Source organism: Agromyces sp. NPDC058064, assembly GCF_042885275.1.
Taxonomy (GTDB): domain Bacteria; phylum Actinomycetota; class Actinomycetes; order Actinomycetales; family Microbacteriaceae; genus Agromyces.
Genome location: NZ_JBHVSE010000003.1, coordinates 176,004 through 193,897 on the forward strand (window position 1 = coordinate 176,004; position 17,894 = coordinate 193,897).

Here is a 17,894-nt window from a genome sequence, read left to right on the forward strand (position 1 = left end):
GGTCGGCTACGCCGACGGGGTCGTGACGACGACCTTCGCCGCGCGGAGCTGCACGCCGCCCAGCGTGTAGCCGGTCTCGACGACGTCGGCGACGGTGTCGACCTCGACGTCGGCGCTCGGCTGCTGGAAGATCGCCTCGTGACGCTGCGGGTCGAACGGCTCGCCCACCTCGCCGAAGGCCGTGAGTCCGAGCTTCTCGACGGCGCCTCGGAGCTTCGCGGCGATCGTCGCGAAGGCGGAGTCGCCCTCGAGGTCGCCGTGCTTCTCGGCCCGGTCGAGGTCGTCGAGCACCGGCAGCAGCACGGCGACGGCCGCACCGACCGCACGCTCGCGCTCGACCTCGCGGTTCGCCTCGGTGCGCTTGCGGTAGTTCGCGTACTCGGCGGTGACCCGCTTGAGGTCGGCGAGGTGCTCCTCGCTCGGGTCCTGGACCTCGGCGTTCGCCGCGTTCAGGATGTCGTCGACCGTGAGCTCGGCCTCGTCGTCGAACGAGTCGGATGCCTCCGCGCCCGTGCCGTTCGAACCGCCCGCCTCGGGGGCGCCCTCCTCGGGCGCCCCGTCGGCGGCCGGCTGCCGAACCTCACCGGTCTCGGGGTCGATGCGACGCTTGTCGCGGATCACCGGCTCCTCGTGGTTCTGGTTCTGCTCGTCGGTCATGATTACTTCTTCTCGTCCTCGTCGTCCACGACCTCGGCGTCGACCACGTCCTCGTCGGACGCGGCGTCACCGGCCTGGCCGGTCGCCGAGGCGTCCTCGCCGGCCGCGGCGGAGGCATCCGCCTGCGACTGGGCGTAGATCGCCTCGCCGAGCTTGGTCTGCGACTGCGAGAGCTTCTCGAACGCGGTCTTGACAGCGTCGTCGTCGTCGCCCGCGAGCGCCGACTTCAGCGCGTCGACGTCGCCCTGCACCTCGTCCTTGACGTCGGCGGGGAGCTTGTCCTCGTTGTCCTTGATGAGCTTCTCGACCGAGTAGGCGAGCTGCTCGGCGGAGTTGCGGGTCTCGGCGGACTCGCGACGCGCCTTGTCTTCTGCGGCGTGCTCCTCGGCCTCGCGCACCATGCGGTCGATGTCGTCCTTCGGGAGGCTCGAGCCGCCCGAGATCGTCATCGACTGCTCCTTGCCGGTGCCCTTGTCCTTCGCGGACACGTGCACGATGCCGTTGGCGTCGATGTCGAAGGTGACCTCGATCTGCGGGATGCCCCGGGGCGCGGGCGCGATGCCGGTCAGCTCGAAGGTGCCGAGCGCCTTGTTGTCGCGCGTGAAGTCGCGCTCGCCCTGGAAGACCTGGATCGCGACCGACGGCTGGTTGTCGTCGGCGGTCGTGAAGGTCTCCGAGCGCTTGGTCGGGATGGCCGTGTTGCGCTCGATGAGCTTCGTCATGATGCCGCCCTTGGTCTCGATGCCGAGGCTGAGGGGGGTGACGTCGATGAGCAGCACGTCCTTGCGCTCGCCCTTGAGGACGCCCGCCTGGAGGGCCGCGCCGACGGCGACGACCTCATCGGGGTTGACGCCCTTGTTGGGCTCCTGGCCGGTCTCCTTCTTGACGAGCTCGGAGACCGCGGGCATGCGGGTCGAGCCGCCGACGAGCACGACGTGCGCGATGTCGGAGAGCTTGACGCCGGCCTCGCGGATGACGTCTTCGAAGGGCTTCTTCGTGCGGTCGAGCAGGTCGCTCGTCATGTTCTCGAACTCGGCGCGGGTAAGCGTCTCGTCGAGGTTCGCCGGGCCGTTCTCGGTGAGCGAGAGGTAGGGCAGCTGGATGGAGGTCTTCAGGTTCGAGGACAGCTCCTTCTTGGCCTGCTCGGCGGCCTCCTTGAGGCGCTGCTTCGCGATCTTGTCGTTCGCGACGTCGACGCCGGTCGAGTCCTTGAACTTCTTGATGAGCCAGTCGACGATGCGCTGGTCCCAGTCGTCGCCGCCGAGGCGGTTGTCGCCGGCGGTCGCGCGGACCTGGATGGTCGAGAAGTCGTCGTCCTTGCCCACCTCGAGGAGGGAGACGTCGAAGGTGCCGCCACCGAGGTCGAAGACGAGGATGAGCTCGTCCTCCTTGCCCTTGTCGAGGCCGTACGCGAGCGCGGCGGCGGTGGGCTCGTTGATGATGCGGAGCACGTTGAGACCCGCGATCTCACCGGCCTCCTTGGTGGCCTGGCGCTCGGCGTCGTTGAAGTACGCGGGCACGGTGATGACCGCGTCGGTGACGGTGTCGCCGAGGTACTGCTCGGCGTCGCGCTTGAGCTTCTGCAGGATGCGGGCCGAGATCTCCTGCGGCGTGTACTTCTTGCCGTCGATCTCGTCGGTCTTCCAGTCGGTGCCCATGTGGCGCTTGACCGAGGCGATGGTGCGGTCGACGTTGGTGACGGCCTGGCGCTTCGCGGTCTCGCCGACGAGCACCTCGCCGTCCTTGGTGAATGCGACCACCGACGGGGTGGTGCGGAAGCCCTCGGCGTTCGCGATGACGACGGGCTCGCCGCCCTCGAGGACCGAGACGACCGAGTTGGTGGTTCCGAGGTCGATTCCTACTGCACGTGACATGTGTTTCTCTCCTTCTGCTGTTCCGGTGGTCGAGTAGCGCGCGACGACGTCGCATGCGTATCGAGACCCCGGATGGTTCAGCGGTCGGTTCGGCCTTCCTGGCCCGCAACCGAAGTCAGATGCGTCAAGACTTGAGCCTTGACGACTCAAGCCTCGCAGCGCCGAATGAACGTGTCAAGTCGAGCCGGTGAAACTTGAGCGTACTTGACTCAACTCACGGCTGCCGCTCAGTATTCCGCCCCGAGGCAGTAGCCTGCCGGACATGGATGCGCGCGAGCAGGACGAGCAGCTCGTCGCCGCCGAGCTCGCCAGGTACGACCGCGAGCTGCGGCGGTACCGCAAGCTGCGCAGCCGGATCGAGGCCGACTTCGCACGCCGCATCGAGGCCGCCGGGTTCCGCTACTTCCAGGTCACGGCGAGGGTGAAGTCGCGGGAGTCGTTCGAGCGCAAGGTGCGCCGTGCGCCCGACCGGGAGGTCCGCGACATCCTCGGCGTGCGCATCATCGCCCACTTCGAGGGCGACCTGCCCGGCATGGAGCAGGTCGTGCGCGAGGCGCTCATCGTCGACGACGACTCCTGGATCGACAAGTCGGCGCTGCTCCCGCTCGACGCCTTCGGCTATCGCTCGGTGCAGTTCGTCGGCCTGCTGCCCGACGGGCAGCAGGCGCCGGGCGACGACGCCGAGCCGACCGGGACCCAGCTCGAGGTGCAGCTGCGCACCGCGCTCTCCGACACCTGGTCGGAGCTCGAACACGACTTCCGCTACAAGTCGGCCCGCCAGCTCCCGCGCGAGGTCGACCGGCTGTTCGCCCTCTCGGCGGCGCTGCTCGAGCAGGCCGACGACAACCTCGACCTCATCCGCCGCCAGGTGGAGGAGGCCCGCACCGCCGCGCCGACGGGCGACGGCGGCGGCGAGCGCGGCTACATCGGCCGATTCATCCAGTACGACGGCGACTCCCGCTCGCTCGACCAGATCATCACCGCGGCGCTCGACGTGCCGTTCGGCGCCGTGACCGGCACGGGTCGCGAACTCCGCAGCGTCGTCAGGGCCGCGGGCTGGCTGCAGTACGACGCACTCGCCGAGGGCTTCGCCGAGTACTCGGAGCTCGGGCGGCGGCTCGCGATCGCCTGCGCGAGCAGCACCCACGACATCCTGCTCACCGACGCGGAGCCGCAACGACCCCCGCGCTCGTTCCGCGGCATCGGCGTCTACTGGACGGCGATGGCCGCGGCCCTCGTCGCCGGCGCCTCGCTGCGCGAGAGCCGGGTGCCCGACGGTCGGCTGGCCGAGTACGGCGTCGTCGCGAGGCACCTCTTCGAGCATCCGGATGCCTCCGCCCTCGCGACCCGCAGCCGCTACGAGCAGGCGGCCGCACCGGTCGGCACGCTCGACGACGCGTCGTTCGCGCCCATCGTCCTCGACTGAGCCGGGCGTCTCGGCGCCGAGCCGCGCCTCGCCCTTCCCGGCGCCCGGCGAAGCGAGGAGAATCGAGCCATGAACGACACCGAAGAGGGACGCACGCCGACACGATCGCTCTCCGAGGCCGACTGCTGGGAGCGACTCTCGCGCGCGCCGTACGGGCGCATCGCGATGGCCGCCGGCGGGGAGGTCGACATCTTCCCGGTGAACCACGTCGTCGACGCGAGCGGCGCGAACGGGCCGGTCATCGTCTTCCGCACCGCGGCGGGCACGAAGCTGCTCGAGCTGACGATCCGGCACGGCGTCGCCTTCCAGATCGACGGGTTCAGCGACACCGAGGCGTTCAGCGTCGTCGTGAAGGGCACCGCAGAGGAGTTCGACCGCCAGAGCGAGATCGAGGCCGCCGAGGCGCTCGGCGTCACGCCCTGGGCGCCCGAGTCGAAGGACCGCTGGGTCCGGATCATCCCGAGCGAGGTGCACGGCCGCGAGTTCGACCGAGCACCTGCCGGCGGCTGAGCGTTCCGAGGCGGGATCGCATCAGGGCACTCCCTGTGACGTCGCGCCTCGCGCGCCGATAGGGTGCGGGGATGACCCGACGAACCCTGCCGCGGGCGCTGACCGCGACGACCGGCCTCGCCCTGCTGCTGCTCAGCGGATGCACCGCGACCCCGGCCGAGCCGACCGCGAGCGAACCCGCGCCGAGCGCGGCGGGCGAGCCCTCCGCAGAAGCCACGCCCGCACCGACCGCGCCGACCCCGAGCACGGTCACGTGCGAGACGGTGCTGACGCCCGACGCGTACGCCGAGCTCGAGGCCGACGGGCTGACCCCGCGCGACGCCACGGCGCACACGCCGTTCATGGGCGACCTGCTCGACGCCGGCGCCCTCGGCTGCCGCTGGGCGAAGGATCAGTCGGACATCGCCTTCTGGGTGGCCCGGCTCCCGGTCGACGGCGAGACCTGGCCCGCATGGGAGACCGCGCTCACCGCGGCGGGCTTCACGCAGGGCGACGATCCCGTCCCGGACGCCTACCTCGGCCCCGTCGAGCCCGGCAGCGGCATCGCGCCGGTCGTGGTGCGGACCGACGACGCGATCACCTACGTGAGCGCACCCGACTTCGCGGTCTGGATCGCGCCCGCCGGCTGAGCTCCGCACCCGCCCGCCCGACATTCCGTCCTCCGCCCGCCCATATCCCGGACCCACGACGCGCGGCACGGGGCATCCCGCCTGATTGAATCGAGGGATGCGCCGAACCGCCGTGACCGCCCGATGAACCCGCTCGAATTCGCGGCCCTCGTGCTCGGCGGCATCGTCGCGGGCGGCATCAACTCGGTGGTCGGCTCGGGGTCGCTCGTGACGTTCCCGATCCTGCTGGCGTTCGGCTACCCGCCCGTGCTCGCGAACGTCACGAACAACGTCGGCGTGCTGCCCGCCTCGCTCGTCGCCACGTTCGCGGGGCGCGCCGAGTTCCGCGGAGAGTGGCGTCGCCTCGGCGTCTTCCTCTGCTTCTCGGCGGCGGGCGGCGTGACCGGCGCGCTCCTGCTGCTGCAGCTGCCGAGCGAGGCGTTCGACATGATCGTGCCCGCGCTCATCGTGCTCGCGCTGCTGCTGGTGGTCTTCGGCCCGCAGATCAAGCGGTGGACGGCGCGGCTGCACGGCCAGGCCGAGCACCACGACCACCCGGTCGCGACGATGGCGGTCGCCGGACTCACGGCGGTCTACGGCGGCTACTTCGGGGCAGCGCAGGGCGTGCTGCTGCTGGCGCTGCTCTCGATCACCATGGCGGGTCCGCTCATCCGGGCGAACGCGTACAAGAACGCGATGGCCGCCACCGCGAACCTCGTCGCCGCGCTCGTGTTCGTCGCGGTCACCGAGGTCGCCTGGCTCGCGGCGCTCGCGATCGCGGTCGGCGCCTTCATCGGCGGGGCGCTCGGCGGCCGCTACGGCCGGTACCTCCCGCAGACGGCGTACCGCGTCGTGATCGTGGTGATCGGCGTCGCGGCGCTCGTCTACTTCATGGTGCGGTAGTCCACGGCGCGGGGGGTCACGTCTCGGCGGGCCGGATGCCGCGGCCGTCGACCGCGGCGGCGACGAGCGCCGCCATCGCGACCGGGATGCGCGCCGCCTCGAGCGCCCCGACGAGGATCGGCGCGAACTGCGCCTTGCGGCCCGCGTGGGTGCCCATGAAGCGCCGCAGCTGCGCGTCGAGCTCGCGCCCGCGCTGGAACGGCTGCCGCTGGAAGGTACGGAACCGCGCGAGCTCCCCCTGGTCGGCGAGCAACTCCTCGACGCGGGCGGGGCCGAGCGCGCGGATCAGCTCGCCCTCGAGGTCGGGCTCGCACGAGTAGAAGCCCAGTTCGTCGAGCGGGGCACCGACTCCCCCGAGCCCCGCGTCGTCGACGGCCCGGCGCACGTAGGCGGTCTCGGACGCATCGAAGAGGCCGAGCACGCGGCGGCTCGGGCGCCGGGTCGCTGCGGTGGCCGCCTCGGCGGCGAGCGCGGCGAGGTGGTGGTGCAGGTTCGTCACCCCGCCCATCGAGACGACGGCCGCGTCGGCCGCCGCCAGGTCGGCGCCGAGGCGCACGGCGAGCGCCTCGAGGGCGAGTCGGTCGCTCTCGCCCTCGACGAGCACCACGGTGGATGCCTCGGCGATGACCACGGCGCGCATGCTGCGACCCTACTCCGCCCCCCATCCCCGTCGGGGTCTACCGGCCGCGCGCGCACGCGTCTAGAGTCGGCCCGTAGGCAGGCCGGACGATGGGGGGAATCGTGGACAGGATGGGCGCACGACTGCTCGGCGGTGCGACCGCCGCGGTGCTGGTGTTCGGAGGCCTGGGAGCCATCGGCGCCGCCGCGGCTCCGAAGGGACCGGGTCCGCGATACACGGCGGGCGCCGCGGGCGCCGGTGACGCGTACTTCCCGTTCGCGGGCAACGGCGGCTACGACGTGCAGCACTACGACCTCGATCTCGACTACACGCCCCCTGCACCGGCGCCGGCCCCGCTCGAGGGGCGGCTCGACGGCACCGCGACGATCGACCTCGTCGCGACCCAGGATCTCGACCGCTTCAACCTCGACCTCCGCGGCATGGAGGTCGAGTCGCTCACCGTGAACGGCAAGACGGCCGCCGCGGTCGCACCGCCGATGGCCGGCGCCGAGGTCGACGGCGCCGCATACTGGCACGTGCAGGACGACGACGCCCGCGTGTGGGAGCTCACGGTGCAGCCCCGGCCGAAGCTGAAGGCCGGGCAGCGCGCGACGGTGGTCATCCAGTACGGCGGCGTCACGACGCAGCCCGAGGACATCGAGGAGGCCCTGTACGGCTGGGTGACGACCCGCGACGGCGCGATGGTCGCGAGCGAGCCCGACGGCTCGATGACCTGGTACCCCGTCAGCGACCACCAGACCGACAAGGCGAGCTACAGCTTCGCGATCACCGTGCCCGAGGGCAAGGTCGCCGTCGCCAACGGCATCCAGCCGAAGCCCGAGGAGACCGCCGACGGCCTCACCACCTGGTACTGGGACGCGCCCGACGCGCAGGCGAGCTACCTCACGACCGCCTCGGTCGGTGACTTCGAACTGCGCGAGACGCGCTACTCGTCGAGCGGGGTGCCGATCATCGACGCGGTCGACCTCGACCTCGCACCGAACCGGCTCGCGACGACGAACGCGAGCCTCGCCCGCCAGGCCGACATGATCGACTTCTTCGAGAACCGCTTCGGCCCGTACCCGTTCACCGCGTACGGCTCGATCGTCGACGACGACGACATCGGCTACGCCCTCGAGACGCAGACTCGCCCCATCTACTCGACCCAGGCCGGCGAGGGCACGGTCGCGCACGAGCTCGCGCACCAGTGGTTCGGCGACGCCGTCAGCCCCGAGCGCTGGCAGGACATCTGGCTGAACGAGGGCTGGGCGACGTACGCCGGCTGGATGTGGACGGAGGAGGCCGGCGGACGCACCGCGCAGCAGAGCTTCAACGCCTGGTACGCCCCCGCCCGGACGCCCGCCTACTGGCAGCTGCAGATCGGCGACCCGGGGCCGATGGGGCTGTTCGCCACGCAGGTCTACAACCGTGGCGCGGGCACGCTGCACGCGCTCCGGGTCGAGGTCGGCGACGAGGCGTTCTTCGAAGGCACGCGGCTCTGGCTCGAGCGCTACGACGACTCCGCGGCGACGGCCGACGACTTCCGGGCGGTCTACGAGGAGGTCTCGGGCGAGGATCTCGACGAGTTCTTCGAGACCTGGCTGTACGACCAGGTCAAGCCGCCGGCCGACTGGGTGCAGCCGTAGCCGCCGCGCGCGGCCGTACGATGACGGGATGACGAGCGCCCCCGAGCCCGAGCCCGGCAGCGCCGCGGACGTCGTGCGCTCGTGGGACGCCCGCGCGGACCACTACCTGGAGCTGTTCCGCGACGAGCTCGAGGGCAAGCCGCACGATCTCGCGCTGCTGGCCGGGTTCGCCCGCCGCATCGGCCCCGGCGGCAGGGTGCTCGACGTGGGCTGCGGCCCGTGCGGACACGTCGCCGCCGCCCTCGACGCCCACGGGCTCGAGGTCACCGGCCTCGACCTCTCGCCGCGATGCGTCGAGCTCGCGCGCCGCGAGCGGCCCGGGCTGCGCTTCGAGCTCGGCGACCAGCGCGCGCCCGATCTCGCCGCCCTCGGCGGGCGCTTCGACGGGATCGTCTCGAACTACTCGCTGCACGACCAGCCGAAGGCGATGCTGCACGGCACCTTCGCGGCGTGGGCCGCCGCGCTCAGGCCGGGCGGCCGGCTGCTGGTCGTGACGAAGGAGGGCGCCGCGGACGGCGTCGCGTCCGACCCGCTCGGCTCGGGCATCGCCGTCTACTGGGCCGAGTTCAGGGCGGAGGAGCTCGCGGCGGCGGCCGAGGCCGCGGGCTTCACGGTCGAACGGCTCGCCGATCGCGCGCCCTACGAGCAGGAGATCGCGTCGCAACGGCTGTACCTCGAGGCATCCCTGCCCGAGAAATCGGGTCTGGACGCGAGCCGCCGCGCCCCCTAGACTGCCGAAGCCGCGTGCAACGCGCGGCATCGGGTCCGGAGCATCCGGCTGAAGGAGAGGAGACGACCATGGCTGTCCTTGTCATGTCCCTCGACATCCCTTCATCCTGCGAGGCCCTCTAGCCGCGAATCGCGGCCCGGTGGCCTCCGCAATCCTTCGGAGAAACCACCTTGCATCTCATCTCGTCACTCGACGAATCCGCCGTCGTGCGCTCGATCACCACCGCGCGCGACGCATCGACATCGTTCACGACCCCGCGTTTCGACGCGGGCGACCTCGCCTTCCTCGACGCGGAACCCGGCGAGGGCCAACGCTGGTCCACCTGGCCGGCGACCACACCCTCCGAGCGCGGCCCCGCGCCGCGCCCCGACTGGCTGGTCACCTCCGCCGCGGCGATCGACACCGAGCTCGGCGTCGTGAAGACCGGCAAGGAGGCCGACCTCTCGCTCATCGAACGCGCCGTGCCTGGCGCCGACCCGCTGGTCGCCGGCAACTCGGTGCTGCTCGCCGCCAAGCGGTACCGCAGCACCGAGCACAGCGACTTCCACCGCTCGACCGTCTACACCGAGGGCCGCGGCACCCGCCGCAGCCGTGACGCGCGCGCCCTCGCGAAGGGCACGACCTTCGGTCGCGAGGTCGCGCGGGTGCAGTGGGCGTACGCCGAGTTCGAGGCCTTGTCGCGGCTCACCGAGCTGGGTGCGGCCGTGCCGTACCCGGTGCAGGTGGGCGGCACCGAGGTGCTCATGGAGTTCATCGGCGACGGCCGCGTCGCGGCTCCCCGGCTCGCGCAGGTGCGCGCGACGCCCGACGAGCTGCGCGAGCTGTTCCACCAGATCGTCGACTTCATGCACACGCTCGCCGCCGGCGGGCTCGCGCACGGCGACCTCTCGCCGTACAACCTGCTCGTGCACGACGGCCGGGTGGTCGCGATCGACCTGCCCCAGGTCGTCGACGTCATCTCGAACCCGCAGGGCTTCGACCTGCTGCACCGCGACTGCGTCAACGTGTGCTCGTGGTTCACGCGGCAGCGGCTCGAGTGCGACCCCGAGGAGCTGTTCGGCGAGCTCGTCGGCATGGTCGCGATGTGATGTCGGCGGCAGTGCAGAATTCAGGATGCCTCCCGCGCCGCGCCGCGCGCGGGCGCCGACGTCTCGGCGTTTCGGCCGAGGCATCCTGAATTCTGCACGCCGGACACCTGCCCGGGCCCGCCGCGCGGTACAGTGCAACTCGATCGACGCGGATCGGCCCCGGTGCGCGTCGTCACCACCCGTTCACCGGATGCCGGGAGACTGCCCCCATGACCGACCCGACCGAGCACGGCGCGACCCCCTCCTCGCCCGCGCCCGCCCGCAACTTCCCGCCCTCGCACCTGACGCCGCCCGACGGCGCGGCCGCGACGATCGGCGTCTCGACCAGCCAGGTCGAGGCCGTGACCGAAGCCGGCGCCCGAAAGGGCCGCATCCTCGCGTGGGGCCTGTGGGACTGGGGCTCGGCCGCCTTCAACGCCGTGGTCACGACCTTCGTGTTCACGGTGTATCTCCGAAGCGAGTCGTTCGGGCCGAGCGGCACGGTCGAGGCGCAGCTCGGCTGGGCGCTCGCGATCGCCGGCGTGCTCATCGCGCTGCTCGCGCCGATCACGGGCCAGCGCTCCGACACGAGCGGGCGGCGCAAGTTCTGGCTCGCGGTCAACACCTACATCGTCGTCGCGATCACCGTCGCGATGTTCTTCGTGCTGCCGGCACCCGAGTACCTGCTGCTCGGGCTCTTCCTCGTCGCCGCGGGCAACGTCTTCTTCGAGTTCGCGGGCGTCAACTACAACGCCATGCTCGTGCAGGTCTCGACGCCCCGCTCGATCGGCAAGGTGTCGGGCTTCGGCTGGGGCATGGGCTACGTCGGCGGCATCGTGCTGCTGCTCGTCGTGTACTTCGGCTTCATCAACCCCGAGGTCGGCCTCTTCGGCGTCACCGACGAGAACGGTCTCGACGTGCGCGTGACGATGATCGTCTCCGCCGTGTGGTTCGGTCTGTTCGCGCTTCCCGTGCTCTTCGCGGTGCCCGAGTATCGCAACCCCGCGGCCGTCGAGCGCGAGAAGGTCGGCTTCTTCGCCTCCTACGCCCGACTCGGCCGTGACATCAAACGGCTCTGGAAGGAGCAGCGCAACACGGTCTGGTTCCTGCTGGCGAGCGCGGTGTTCCGCGACGGACTCGCGGGCGTGTTCACCTTCGGCGGCGTGCTCGCGGCATCGGTGTTCGGTTTCTCGCTCAGCGAGGTCATCATCTTCGCGATCGCGGCGAACATCGTGGCCGGCATCTCGACGATCGCGGTCGGCGCGCTCGACGACAAGCTCGGAGCGAAGCCGGTGATCGTGGCGGCGCTCATCGGCCTCGTCGTCAGCGGCTTCGTCATCTTCTTCCTGCACGACGGCGGCCAGCTCGTCTTCTGGACGGCGGGGCTCGCACTGTGCCTCTTCGTCGGCCCCGCGCAGTCGGCGAGCCGCACGTTCCTGGCGCGCCTGATCCCGGCAGGTCGCGAAGGCGAGGTTTTCGGCCTCTACGCGACGACCGGTCGTGCCGTGAGCTTCCTCGCGCCGACGGCGTTCGCGCTGTTCATCATGATCGGCGGGGCGCCCTACTTCGGCATCCTCGGCATCATCCTCGTGATCGCGCTCGGGCTCGCGCTCCTCATCCCGGTGAAGGCCGGCGTGGCCGCGACCGCGGCCGTCCCGAAGGTTCCGGCCGAGTAGGGGCGACGGGGCCGGCGACCGGTCCCGGAGGCTCGTCGCGACGTCAGTCGCGCGGCCAGGCCGCGACGAAGCGCGTGAGCAGCCGGGCGAACTCCGCGGCCTCCTCGGGAGTGAACCCGGCGAGCGCGGACTCGACCGCGCCGCGCCGCGTGTCGCGGGCGCCCGCGAGCACCCTCCGGCCGGCGTCGGTGAGCACGATCGCGCTCCGGCGCGCGTCGGCGGGGTCGACCTCGCGGCGCGCGTGCCCGGCCTCGACGGCGGCCTGCACGAGCCGGCTCGCCCGCGGCTGGTCGACGCCGATCGCCTCGGCGAGCTGGCCGACCGACGGCGGCTGCGGCGCCGCCTCGAGCGCGTCGAGCAGCCGGAACCGCGCCGCCTGGGCGAGCCCCGGGCCGCCTCGGCCGCGGCGGCGGCCGGCGCCCGAGGCATCCGGCTCGTGCAGCTCTCGGTGGTCGTGATGCCCGTGATGGTCGCCGTGCGGACGATGCCCGGGATGCGGCGCGCCGTGCTCGGCGCGGTGCTGCAGCCGACGGCGCCCCTGGTCGCGACGCATCGCGACGAGCGCCGCCTCGACGGCCGCGATCGGGTCGGATCCGCCTGCGCCGCCGCTCCCGCCTGAGCGTTCGCCGGGAGGGACTTGACGTGCATCGTTCATGTATGTCATTGTACATATACATGTCATGAGACATGCAATTGAACCCGGGTCCCGACCGCCCGATCGAGCGGAGCGGACGGACTCGCAGTCACGGGCGGCCTCCAGTGCCGCCGACCCCCGGCGTGCGCAGCACGCCATGAAAGGAACCACCATGAACTCCCCTGAGAACCTTCAGACCCCCGCCCCCGCCCAGCGCCCGATCGGGTACTGGCTCCGCGTCGTCGACCGCAAGCTCGACGACGCCATGCTCGAGCTCTTCGCCGACGAGGGCATCACCCGGCGCGACTGGCGACGGCTCAACGTCATCGCCGGCACGGTCGACGACGAACGACTCCGCCGCAAGATCGCGGCCCGTCCCGAGCGCCTCGCTCCGCTCGTCCAGCGCGGCTGGGTCACCGACGAGCCGGGCGCGCCCCGGCTCACCGAGGAGGGCGAGGCGTCGTACGCCGCGCTCCTCGAGCGCGTCACCGCGCTGCGCTCGCGCGTCGCCGGCGCGGTCTCGCCCGACGACTTCCAGACGACCCTCGCGACGCTCGAGTCGGTCGCGCGCGAGCTCGGCTGGCACGAGGGCGAGCGGATGCCCCGCCGCCGCCCCGAGCGCCGCGGACACCACGGCACGACCGGACACGACCGGCGTCGCGGGCACGGGCACCACGGGCACCCGCACGAGCACGGGGAGGGGCACGGCCACGGCCACGGCCACGGCCACGGCCACGGCCACGGCCACGGCCACGGCCACGGCCACCAGGGCCACGCCGGGCACGGCCACGGCCACCAGGGCCATGCCGGGCACGGGCACGGGCACGCCGACGAGCGTCACGAGCACCGGCGTCACGAGCACCACCGCCCCGGACACGGGGACGGAGCGGGCCACGGGCGTCCCTGCCGGTGACCCGATCGCGGCCGAGCTCCGGCGTCGGCCGCGAGAACCCATTGGCGCACGGGCCGTCGCAGGATAGTATCGCCTGACCCCCGACCCCCCTCCCAGGACGCATGATGCCCGAAGCATTCGTCACCTGCGCGCCGACGCCGACGCCCCGTCCGGCATCGACGCGACGACGTTCCGACCCCGCACCGCTGCGCGGTGCGCGAGGCCACCGGCCGTGAGCGCCGACGACATGGACCGCCGCGATCGTTCGAAGCGGCAGCATCGACAGCAGCGCCGGCGCCGGGTGTGGGTGATCGCCGCCGCATCGCTCGTGATGGTGCTGCTCGGCGGCGGCGTCGCGACCGCGGTCGTGCTCACCGGGCAGGGCGGCGCGGTCGGCTCGACGCCGACCGCCTCGGTCACCGCGTCGCCCGGCGTCTTCCCCTCCGACCATCCGTCGGCGAACGACGGCAGGAAGCCCTGCATCTCGCTCAACGTGCTCTCGTCGTACGAGAACGCCGAGCTGGTGGCGCGCCTCGTCGAGGGCTACAACGCGCGGCCGCGCAGCGTCGACGGGCGCTGCGTCGACGCCGTCGTGTCGAAGGCGGTCTCGGGCACGGCCGCGACGGCCGCGGCGGGCGGGTTCCCGGGCGTCGCCGCCGACGACAAGCCGACCGTCTGGCTGCCCGACGCGAGTTCGTGGCTCGCCGTCGCGCAGGACGCGGGCGGAGCGGAGAACGTGCCCGCCGAGGGCACGAGCATCGGATCGTCGGCGATCGTGCTCGCGATGCCCCAGTCGCTCGCCGACGCGATCGGCTGGAGCGAGGACCGCCCGACCTGGAACGAGGTGTTCAACGCCGCACGCGACGAGGCCACCTGGAGCTGGATGGAGCACCCCGAGTGGGGCGCCTTCAAGCTCGGCAAGACGAGCCCGCTCATGGCGAGCTCGGGCCAGGCCGCCATGCTCGCGGAGTTCGGCAGCGAGGCGGGGTCCCTGGCCGAGCTCACCACGAGCCAGATCCACTCGACGAAGGTCGTCAACGCCGTCCGCCAGGACGAGCTCGCCACGACCCACTACATGGCCACGCCCGAGCGCTTCCTCGCGCAGGCGCGCGCATCCGAGAAGCAGGGTTCCATCGCCGACTTCCTCTCGGCGGTCATCATCGACGAGAAGACGGTCTGGGACTACAACCGCGGCATCACGAGCTCGGACGGCGTGAGCCGCGCCGAGTCCACCCCGCCCGGCGAGCAGCTCGTGCCCATCTATCCGAGCGACGGGTACTACGTCGCCGACAACCCCCTCACCGTGCTCGAGGGCCCCTGGGTCGACGCCTCGGAGAAGGAGGCGGCGCGCGACCTCCTGACGTTCGCGGGCACGAAGCAGGGGCAGCAGCTCGTGCGCGCCTCGGGCTACCACGACCTGAACGGCGCCCTCGACCCCATCGTGAGCCAGGTCGGCGGCCTGCCCGAGCGCCCGTCGGGTGCGCTCGCCTTCCCGGGCCGCGAGGTGCTCGCCGCGATCGAGAGCGCCTTCCCCGACGTGCGCAAGCGGGCCCAGGTGCTGTTCCTGGTCGACGTCTCGGGCTCCATGGAGGAGAAGATCCCGACCGGCGAGACGAAGCTCGCCGCGGCCAAGAAGGCGATAGAGAAGGCGCTCGGCCACTTCTCGAAGGGCGACAACATCGGCCTCGCCGCGTTCAGCGCCGTCGACGACGGGCCGGTCGCACCCGGGCTCGTGAGCCCCGTCGCCGACGTGCGAACGGACCGCGCCAGGTTCCTCGAGGCGCTCGGCGCCCTCCGACCCGTCGAGTTCACGCCCCTGTACACGGCGGTCGACACCTTCGCGAAGCAGCGCGCCGAAGACTGGGACCCTGAGCGCATCAACGCGATCGTGCTCCTCAGCGACGGCAAGAACGAGACGCTCGGGCCGAGCCCGACCTCGAAGAAGCAGCTGCTCGCGGGCCTCGAGCGCCTGCACGACGACGACACTCCCGTGCTCGTGTTCACCCTCGCGTACGGCGCCAACGCCGATACCAAGACCCTCCGGGAGATCTCGACGGCCACGGGGGCGCAGTTCTACGACGCGACCGACCCGACGAAGATCTCGGCGGTGCTCGGCGACCTCGTCACGAGCTTCTGACCGGCCGCTCCGGCCTCCTCCGAGGTCGGAGCGGAGCATCCGACGCGTCGCAGGGCGACGGATGCCTCACCGCCGCTGCTCCTCCCCCGAGAGCCGCTGCGCGATGTAGATCGGGATGATCGAGACGAGCACGAGCACGACCGCGATGACCGAGACGATCGGCGCCTGGTTGGGCCGGAACATGTTGTTCAGGATGAAGATCGGCAGCGTCGTCACCCCGGAGCCGGCGGTGAACGTCGTCACGATGATCTCGTCGAAGCTCAGCGCGAAGGCGAGCAGTCCGCCCGCGAGCAGCGCCGAGCGCAGCTGCGGGAACGTGACGAGCCGGAACGTCGTCCAGACGCCCGCGCCGAGGTCGGCCGACGCCTCCTCGAGGTTGAGCCCGAGGCGGCGCAGCCGCGCGATGACGTTGTTGAACACGGTCACGATGCAGAAGGTCGCGTGTGCGATCACGACCGTCCAGATCGAGAGCGGCACCCCCATGATCGTGCGGAAGAAGTTGTTGAGCGCGATACCGGTGATGATGCCGGGGAGGGCGATCGGCAGGATCACGAGCAGGCTGATCGCCTCGCGCCCGAAGAACTCGAACCGCTGCAGGGCGAGCGAGATGAGCGTGCCGAGCACGAGCGAGACGGCCGTCGCGACGAGCGCGACGACGATGCTCGTGCCGACCGCGTCGAGCGCGCCGGCGCTCTGGAACGCCTTGCCCCACCACTCGAGCGTGAAGCCCGGCGGCGGCCAGGTGAGCGACGTCGACGTCGAGAACGAGTTCACGAGGACGACGAGGAGCGGCACGTAGACGACCACGAGGACCGCCGTCGTGATGACGCCGAGGGTGATGCGGAAAGGCCGCGACAGTCGCATGCGTTCGCCCCTTAGAGGTTGTCGAGGGCGCCGGTGCGACGCACGAGGAACAGGTAGCCGAAGATGATCACGATCGGGATGAGCGCGATCGCCGATGCGAGCGGGAGGTTGTTCGCCGCGCCGACGTTCGTGTAGACGAGGTTTCCGAGCATCTGGTTCGCGCCGCCGACGATGTTGACCGTGATGTAGTCGCCGAGCGAGAGCGAGAAGCTGAAGATCGTGCCGGCGATGATCGCCGGCAGCACGAGCGGGAACACCACGTGACGCAGCGTCGGCCAGGTGCGTCCGCCGAGGTCCGCGGATGCCTCGAGCAACGAGTCGGGCACGCGCTCGAGCCCGGCGTAGATGGGCAGGATCACGTAGGGCAGCCAGAGGTACGACAGGGTGATGATCGTCGCCGGGAGCCCGTAGCCGATGGTCTCGCCGCCGAAGGGCGCCACGAGCCACTCGAGGATGCCGTCCTGCGAGAGCACCGAGCGCCACGCGTACGCCTTCACGAGGTAGCTCGCCAGCGCCTCCAGGCGGAGGCAGGCCCATTGCTCTGGCTGTGCATGCGCGAACAGGCGTATCGTGACCGCAGCAGGAAGGCGAGGCTCGATGTGATCCAGGCGATCCGCTCGGTCGATCCCGATGGCGCACGCCGCGCGACCACCGCCCACATCGAATCGGCGGTCGAGTGGCTCATCGACGAGAAGGCCCGCCTCGAGACCCCGGCACCGCTGCCGTAGCCACGCCGCCCCGCTCCCCGACGGCAGCCGATCGCACCGTCCCGCCCCGCTTCCCGCTCCTCCCCCTCGTTCCCCGATCCCTCCTCCCCTCACCGTCCCTCACAGAAAGGACCGAGGCCATGACCGTCACCGTCGACGTCACCGCGCTGCAGATCGCTGCGCGCATCGCCTCGACCATCGACCCCGTCTTCGCGATGATCGACGGCTGGCGCGACCGCATCGAGGCCGACCTCCTCTCCGTCGCCGTCCCGAGCGCCGAACGACTCGATCCCCGCATCGCCGAGCTCGTCGGACCGCCGCTCGAGGCGCCGGGCAGCCTCATCACGGGCGCCGGGTTCGTCGCCGCACCGGGCTACCTCGCCGACGCGCCCTGGCACCTGGCCTGGTGGCTCAGCGGTGCGAACACGTTCGGCGCGGGCGATCAGCCCGGGTTGCGCCGCCTCGACGCGGTCAGCGATCCCGACGCCGAGCAGTTCCGCGACTACACCGTGCTCGAGTGGTGGCGGGTGCCCGCCCGCACCGGCACGCGTCACCTCACCGGCCCGTACGTCGACTACCTCTGCACGGACGACTACACGGTGACCATCACCACGCCGGTGCGGGCGGCGGGCGAGATGGCGGGCGTCGTCGGAACCGACCTGTACGTGGCGAGCCTCGAACGCGTGCTGCTGCCGGTCGTTCGCGAGTCGGGGCATCCCTGCACGCTCGTGAACGCGTCGGGGCGCATCGTCACGTCGACCGACTCGCACCGCGCGACCGGCGCCCTGCTGCGCCTCGACGGGCTCGCCGACGCCCTCGCGCCGCTTCGCGAGCGCGAGGGGAGCGCCCCGGGCGAGAGCTCGGCGCTGCCGGGCGGCGCGACGGTCGTGCCGTGCGGCGACACCTCGCTCGCGCTCGTGTTCGAGGCGTAGCGCACCGACCGC

The 17,894-nt window shown here is 71.7% G+C and carries 18 protein-coding genes; 12 read left to right on the forward strand and 6 right to left on the reverse strand.

Annotation, left to right across the window (positions count from 1 at the left end):
- Nucleotides 1-6 precede the first annotated feature (6 nt).
- Together ACFVSL_RS12510 and dnaK are read right to left on the reverse strand one after the other, a co-directional pair.
- The gene (locus tag ACFVSL_RS12510) at nt 7-657 is read right to left on the reverse strand and encodes a nucleotide exchange factor GrpE (protein ID WP_386941303.1); all 651 of its coding nucleotides are present in this window, start codon (nt 655-657) and stop codon (nt 7-9) included.
- Between the two features lie 2 nt (nt 658-659).
- Complete coding sequence (gene dnaK / locus ACFVSL_RS12515; RefSeq protein WP_386941304.1) at nt 660-2,531, reverse strand: molecular chaperone DnaK; 1,872 nt, start codon at nt 2,529-2,531, stop codon at nt 660-662.
- 262 nt (nt 2,532-2,793) lie between these two features.
- Between dnaK and ACFVSL_RS12520 the strand changes: the two genes are divergently transcribed.
- From ACFVSL_RS12520 to ACFVSL_RS12535, 4 genes are all read left to right on the forward strand, one after another.
- Nucleotides 2,794-3,957 (forward strand): GTP pyrophosphokinase family protein, encoded by a 1,164-nt coding sequence (locus ACFVSL_RS12520; protein ID WP_386941305.1) that lies wholly within the window; start codon nt 2,794-2,796, stop codon nt 3,955-3,957.
- A gap of 69 nt (nt 3,958-4,026) precedes the next feature.
- Nucleotides 4,027-4,467: a pyridoxamine 5'-phosphate oxidase family protein gene (locus tag ACFVSL_RS12525; protein ID WP_386941306.1), complete on the forward strand. Its 441-nt coding sequence runs from the start codon at nt 4,027-4,029 to the stop codon at nt 4,465-4,467.
- A gap of 71 nt (nt 4,468-4,538) precedes the next feature.
- Complete coding sequence (locus ACFVSL_RS12530; RefSeq protein WP_386941307.1) at nt 4,539-5,096, forward strand: hypothetical protein; 558 nt, start codon at nt 4,539-4,541, stop codon at nt 5,094-5,096.
- Between the two features lie 123 nt (nt 5,097-5,219).
- On the forward strand, nt 5,220-5,978 hold the full coding sequence (locus ACFVSL_RS12535; RefSeq protein ID WP_386941308.1) for a sulfite exporter TauE/SafE family protein: 759 nt from the start codon (nt 5,220-5,222) through the stop codon (nt 5,976-5,978).
- A gap of 16 nt (nt 5,979-5,994) precedes the next feature.
- Here the strand turns inward: ACFVSL_RS12535 and ACFVSL_RS12540 are convergent, their stop codons facing one another.
- Nucleotides 5,995-6,618: a TOPRIM nucleotidyl transferase/hydrolase domain-containing protein gene (locus tag ACFVSL_RS12540; protein ID WP_386941309.1), complete on the reverse strand. Its 624-nt coding sequence runs from the start codon at nt 6,616-6,618 to the stop codon at nt 5,995-5,997.
- Between the two features lie 110 nt (nt 6,619-6,728).
- Between ACFVSL_RS12540 and ACFVSL_RS12545 the strand changes: the two genes are divergently transcribed.
- From ACFVSL_RS12545 to ACFVSL_RS12560, 4 genes are all read left to right on the forward strand, one after another.
- Nucleotides 6,729-8,243: a M1 family metallopeptidase gene (locus ACFVSL_RS12545; RefSeq protein ID WP_386941310.1), complete on the forward strand. Its 1,515-nt coding sequence runs from the start codon at nt 6,729-6,731 to the stop codon at nt 8,241-8,243.
- A gap of 28 nt (nt 8,244-8,271) precedes the next feature.
- A complete protein-coding gene (locus ACFVSL_RS12550) occupies nt 8,272-8,973 on the forward strand; it encodes a class I SAM-dependent methyltransferase (RefSeq protein WP_386941311.1) in 702 nt (233 codons plus the stop codon).
- Between the two features lie 170 nt (nt 8,974-9,143).
- Nucleotides 9,144-10,061, forward strand: a complete 918-nt coding sequence (locus ACFVSL_RS12555) for a serine protein kinase RIO (protein WP_386941312.1) — start codon at nt 9,144-9,146, stop codon at nt 10,059-10,061.
- A gap of 209 nt (nt 10,062-10,270) precedes the next feature.
- A complete protein-coding gene (locus ACFVSL_RS12560) occupies nt 10,271-11,716 on the forward strand; it encodes an MFS transporter (RefSeq protein ID WP_386941313.1) in 1,446 nt (481 codons plus the stop codon).
- A gap of 43 nt (nt 11,717-11,759) precedes the next feature.
- Here ACFVSL_RS12560 and ACFVSL_RS12565 read toward each other — a convergent pair whose 3' ends face one another.
- Nucleotides 11,760-12,371 carry a MarR family winged helix-turn-helix transcriptional regulator gene (locus ACFVSL_RS12565; protein WP_386941314.1) on the reverse strand — a complete coding sequence of 204 codons (612 nt, stop codon included), beginning with the start codon at nt 12,369-12,371 and terminating at the stop codon, nt 11,760-11,762.
- Nucleotides 12,372-12,522: 151 nt separating this feature from the next.
- Between ACFVSL_RS12565 and ACFVSL_RS12570 the strand changes: the two genes are divergently transcribed.
- The gene (locus ACFVSL_RS12570; RefSeq protein ID WP_386941315.1) at nt 12,523-13,263 is read left to right on the forward strand and encodes a hypothetical protein; all 741 of its coding nucleotides are present in this window, start codon (nt 12,523-12,525) and stop codon (nt 13,261-13,263) included.
- 211 nt (nt 13,264-13,474) lie between these two features.
- Entirely contained in the window at nt 13,475-15,379 is a 1,905-nt protein-coding gene (locus tag ACFVSL_RS12575) for a VWA domain-containing protein (protein ID WP_386941316.1), read from the forward strand.
- A gap of 66 nt (nt 15,380-15,445) precedes the next feature.
- Here the strand turns inward: ACFVSL_RS12575 and ACFVSL_RS12580 are convergent, their stop codons facing one another.
- Both ACFVSL_RS12580 and ACFVSL_RS12585 read right to left on the reverse strand, forming a co-directional pair.
- A complete protein-coding gene (locus ACFVSL_RS12580; protein ID WP_386941317.1) occupies nt 15,446-16,243 on the reverse strand; it encodes an ABC transporter permease in 798 nt (265 codons plus the stop codon).
- Between the two features lie 11 nt (nt 16,244-16,254).
- Nucleotides 16,255-16,740: an ABC transporter permease gene (locus ACFVSL_RS12585; protein ID WP_386941318.1), complete on the reverse strand. Its 486-nt coding sequence runs from the start codon at nt 16,738-16,740 to the stop codon at nt 16,255-16,257.
- Between the two features lie 102 nt (nt 16,741-16,842).
- Here ACFVSL_RS12585 and ACFVSL_RS12590 point away from each other — a divergent pair, with 102 nt between their 5' ends.
- Together ACFVSL_RS12590 and ACFVSL_RS12595 are read left to right on the forward strand one after the other, a co-directional pair.
- Nucleotides 16,843-16,971, forward strand: coding sequence for a hypothetical protein (locus tag ACFVSL_RS12590; protein WP_386941319.1), 129 nt, complete (start codon nt 16,843-16,845; stop codon nt 16,969-16,971).
- A 119-nt stretch (nt 16,972-17,090) separates the two neighbouring features.
- Nucleotides 17,091-17,882, forward strand: a complete 792-nt coding sequence (locus ACFVSL_RS12595) for a cache domain-containing protein (protein WP_386941320.1) — start codon at nt 17,091-17,093, stop codon at nt 17,880-17,882.
- The last annotated feature ends 12 nt before the right edge of the window (nt 17,883-17,894 follow it).

Bases quoted from the DNA above. Each gene is read 5' to 3' on its own strand.
- ACFVSL_RS12510 (WP_386941303.1), bottom strand. From the start codon at position 657: ATGACCGACGAGCAGAACCAGAACCACGAGGAGCCGGTGATCCGCGAC.
- dnaK (WP_386941304.1), bottom strand. From the start codon at position 2,531: ATGTCACGTGCAGTAGGAATCGACCTCGGAACCACCAACTCGGTCGTC.
- ACFVSL_RS12520 (WP_386941305.1), top strand. From the start codon at position 2,794: ATGGATGCGCGCGAGCAGGACGAGCAGCTCGTCGCCGCCGAGCTCGCC.
- ACFVSL_RS12525 (WP_386941306.1), top strand. From the start codon at position 4,027: ATGAACGACACCGAAGAGGGACGCACGCCGACACGATCGCTCTCCGAG.
- ACFVSL_RS12530 (WP_386941307.1), top strand. From the start codon at position 4,539: ATGACCCGACGAACCCTGCCGCGGGCGCTGACCGCGACGACCGGCCTC.
- ACFVSL_RS12535 (WP_386941308.1), top strand. From the start codon at position 5,220: ATGAACCCGCTCGAATTCGCGGCCCTCGTGCTCGGCGGCATCGTCGCG.
- ACFVSL_RS12540 (WP_386941309.1), bottom strand. From the start codon at position 6,618: ATGCGCGCCGTGGTCATCGCCGAGGCATCCACCGTGGTGCTCGTCGAG.
- ACFVSL_RS12545 (WP_386941310.1), top strand. From the start codon at position 6,729: ATGGGCGCACGACTGCTCGGCGGTGCGACCGCCGCGGTGCTGGTGTTC.
- ACFVSL_RS12550 (WP_386941311.1), top strand. From the start codon at position 8,272: ATGACGAGCGCCCCCGAGCCCGAGCCCGGCAGCGCCGCGGACGTCGTG.
- ACFVSL_RS12560 (WP_386941313.1), top strand. From the start codon at position 10,271: ATGACCGACCCGACCGAGCACGGCGCGACCCCCTCCTCGCCCGCGCCC.
- ACFVSL_RS12565 (WP_386941314.1), bottom strand. From the start codon at position 12,371: ATGAACGATGCACGTCAAGTCCCTCCCGGCGAACGCTCAGGCGGGAGC.
- ACFVSL_RS12570 (WP_386941315.1), top strand. From the start codon at position 12,523: ATGAACTCCCCTGAGAACCTTCAGACCCCCGCCCCCGCCCAGCGCCCG.
- ACFVSL_RS12580 (WP_386941317.1), bottom strand. From the start codon at position 16,243: ATGCGACTGTCGCGGCCTTTCCGCATCACCCTCGGCGTCATCACGACG.
- ACFVSL_RS12595 (WP_386941320.1), top strand. From the start codon at position 17,091: ATGACCGTCACCGTCGACGTCACCGCGCTGCAGATCGCTGCGCGCATC.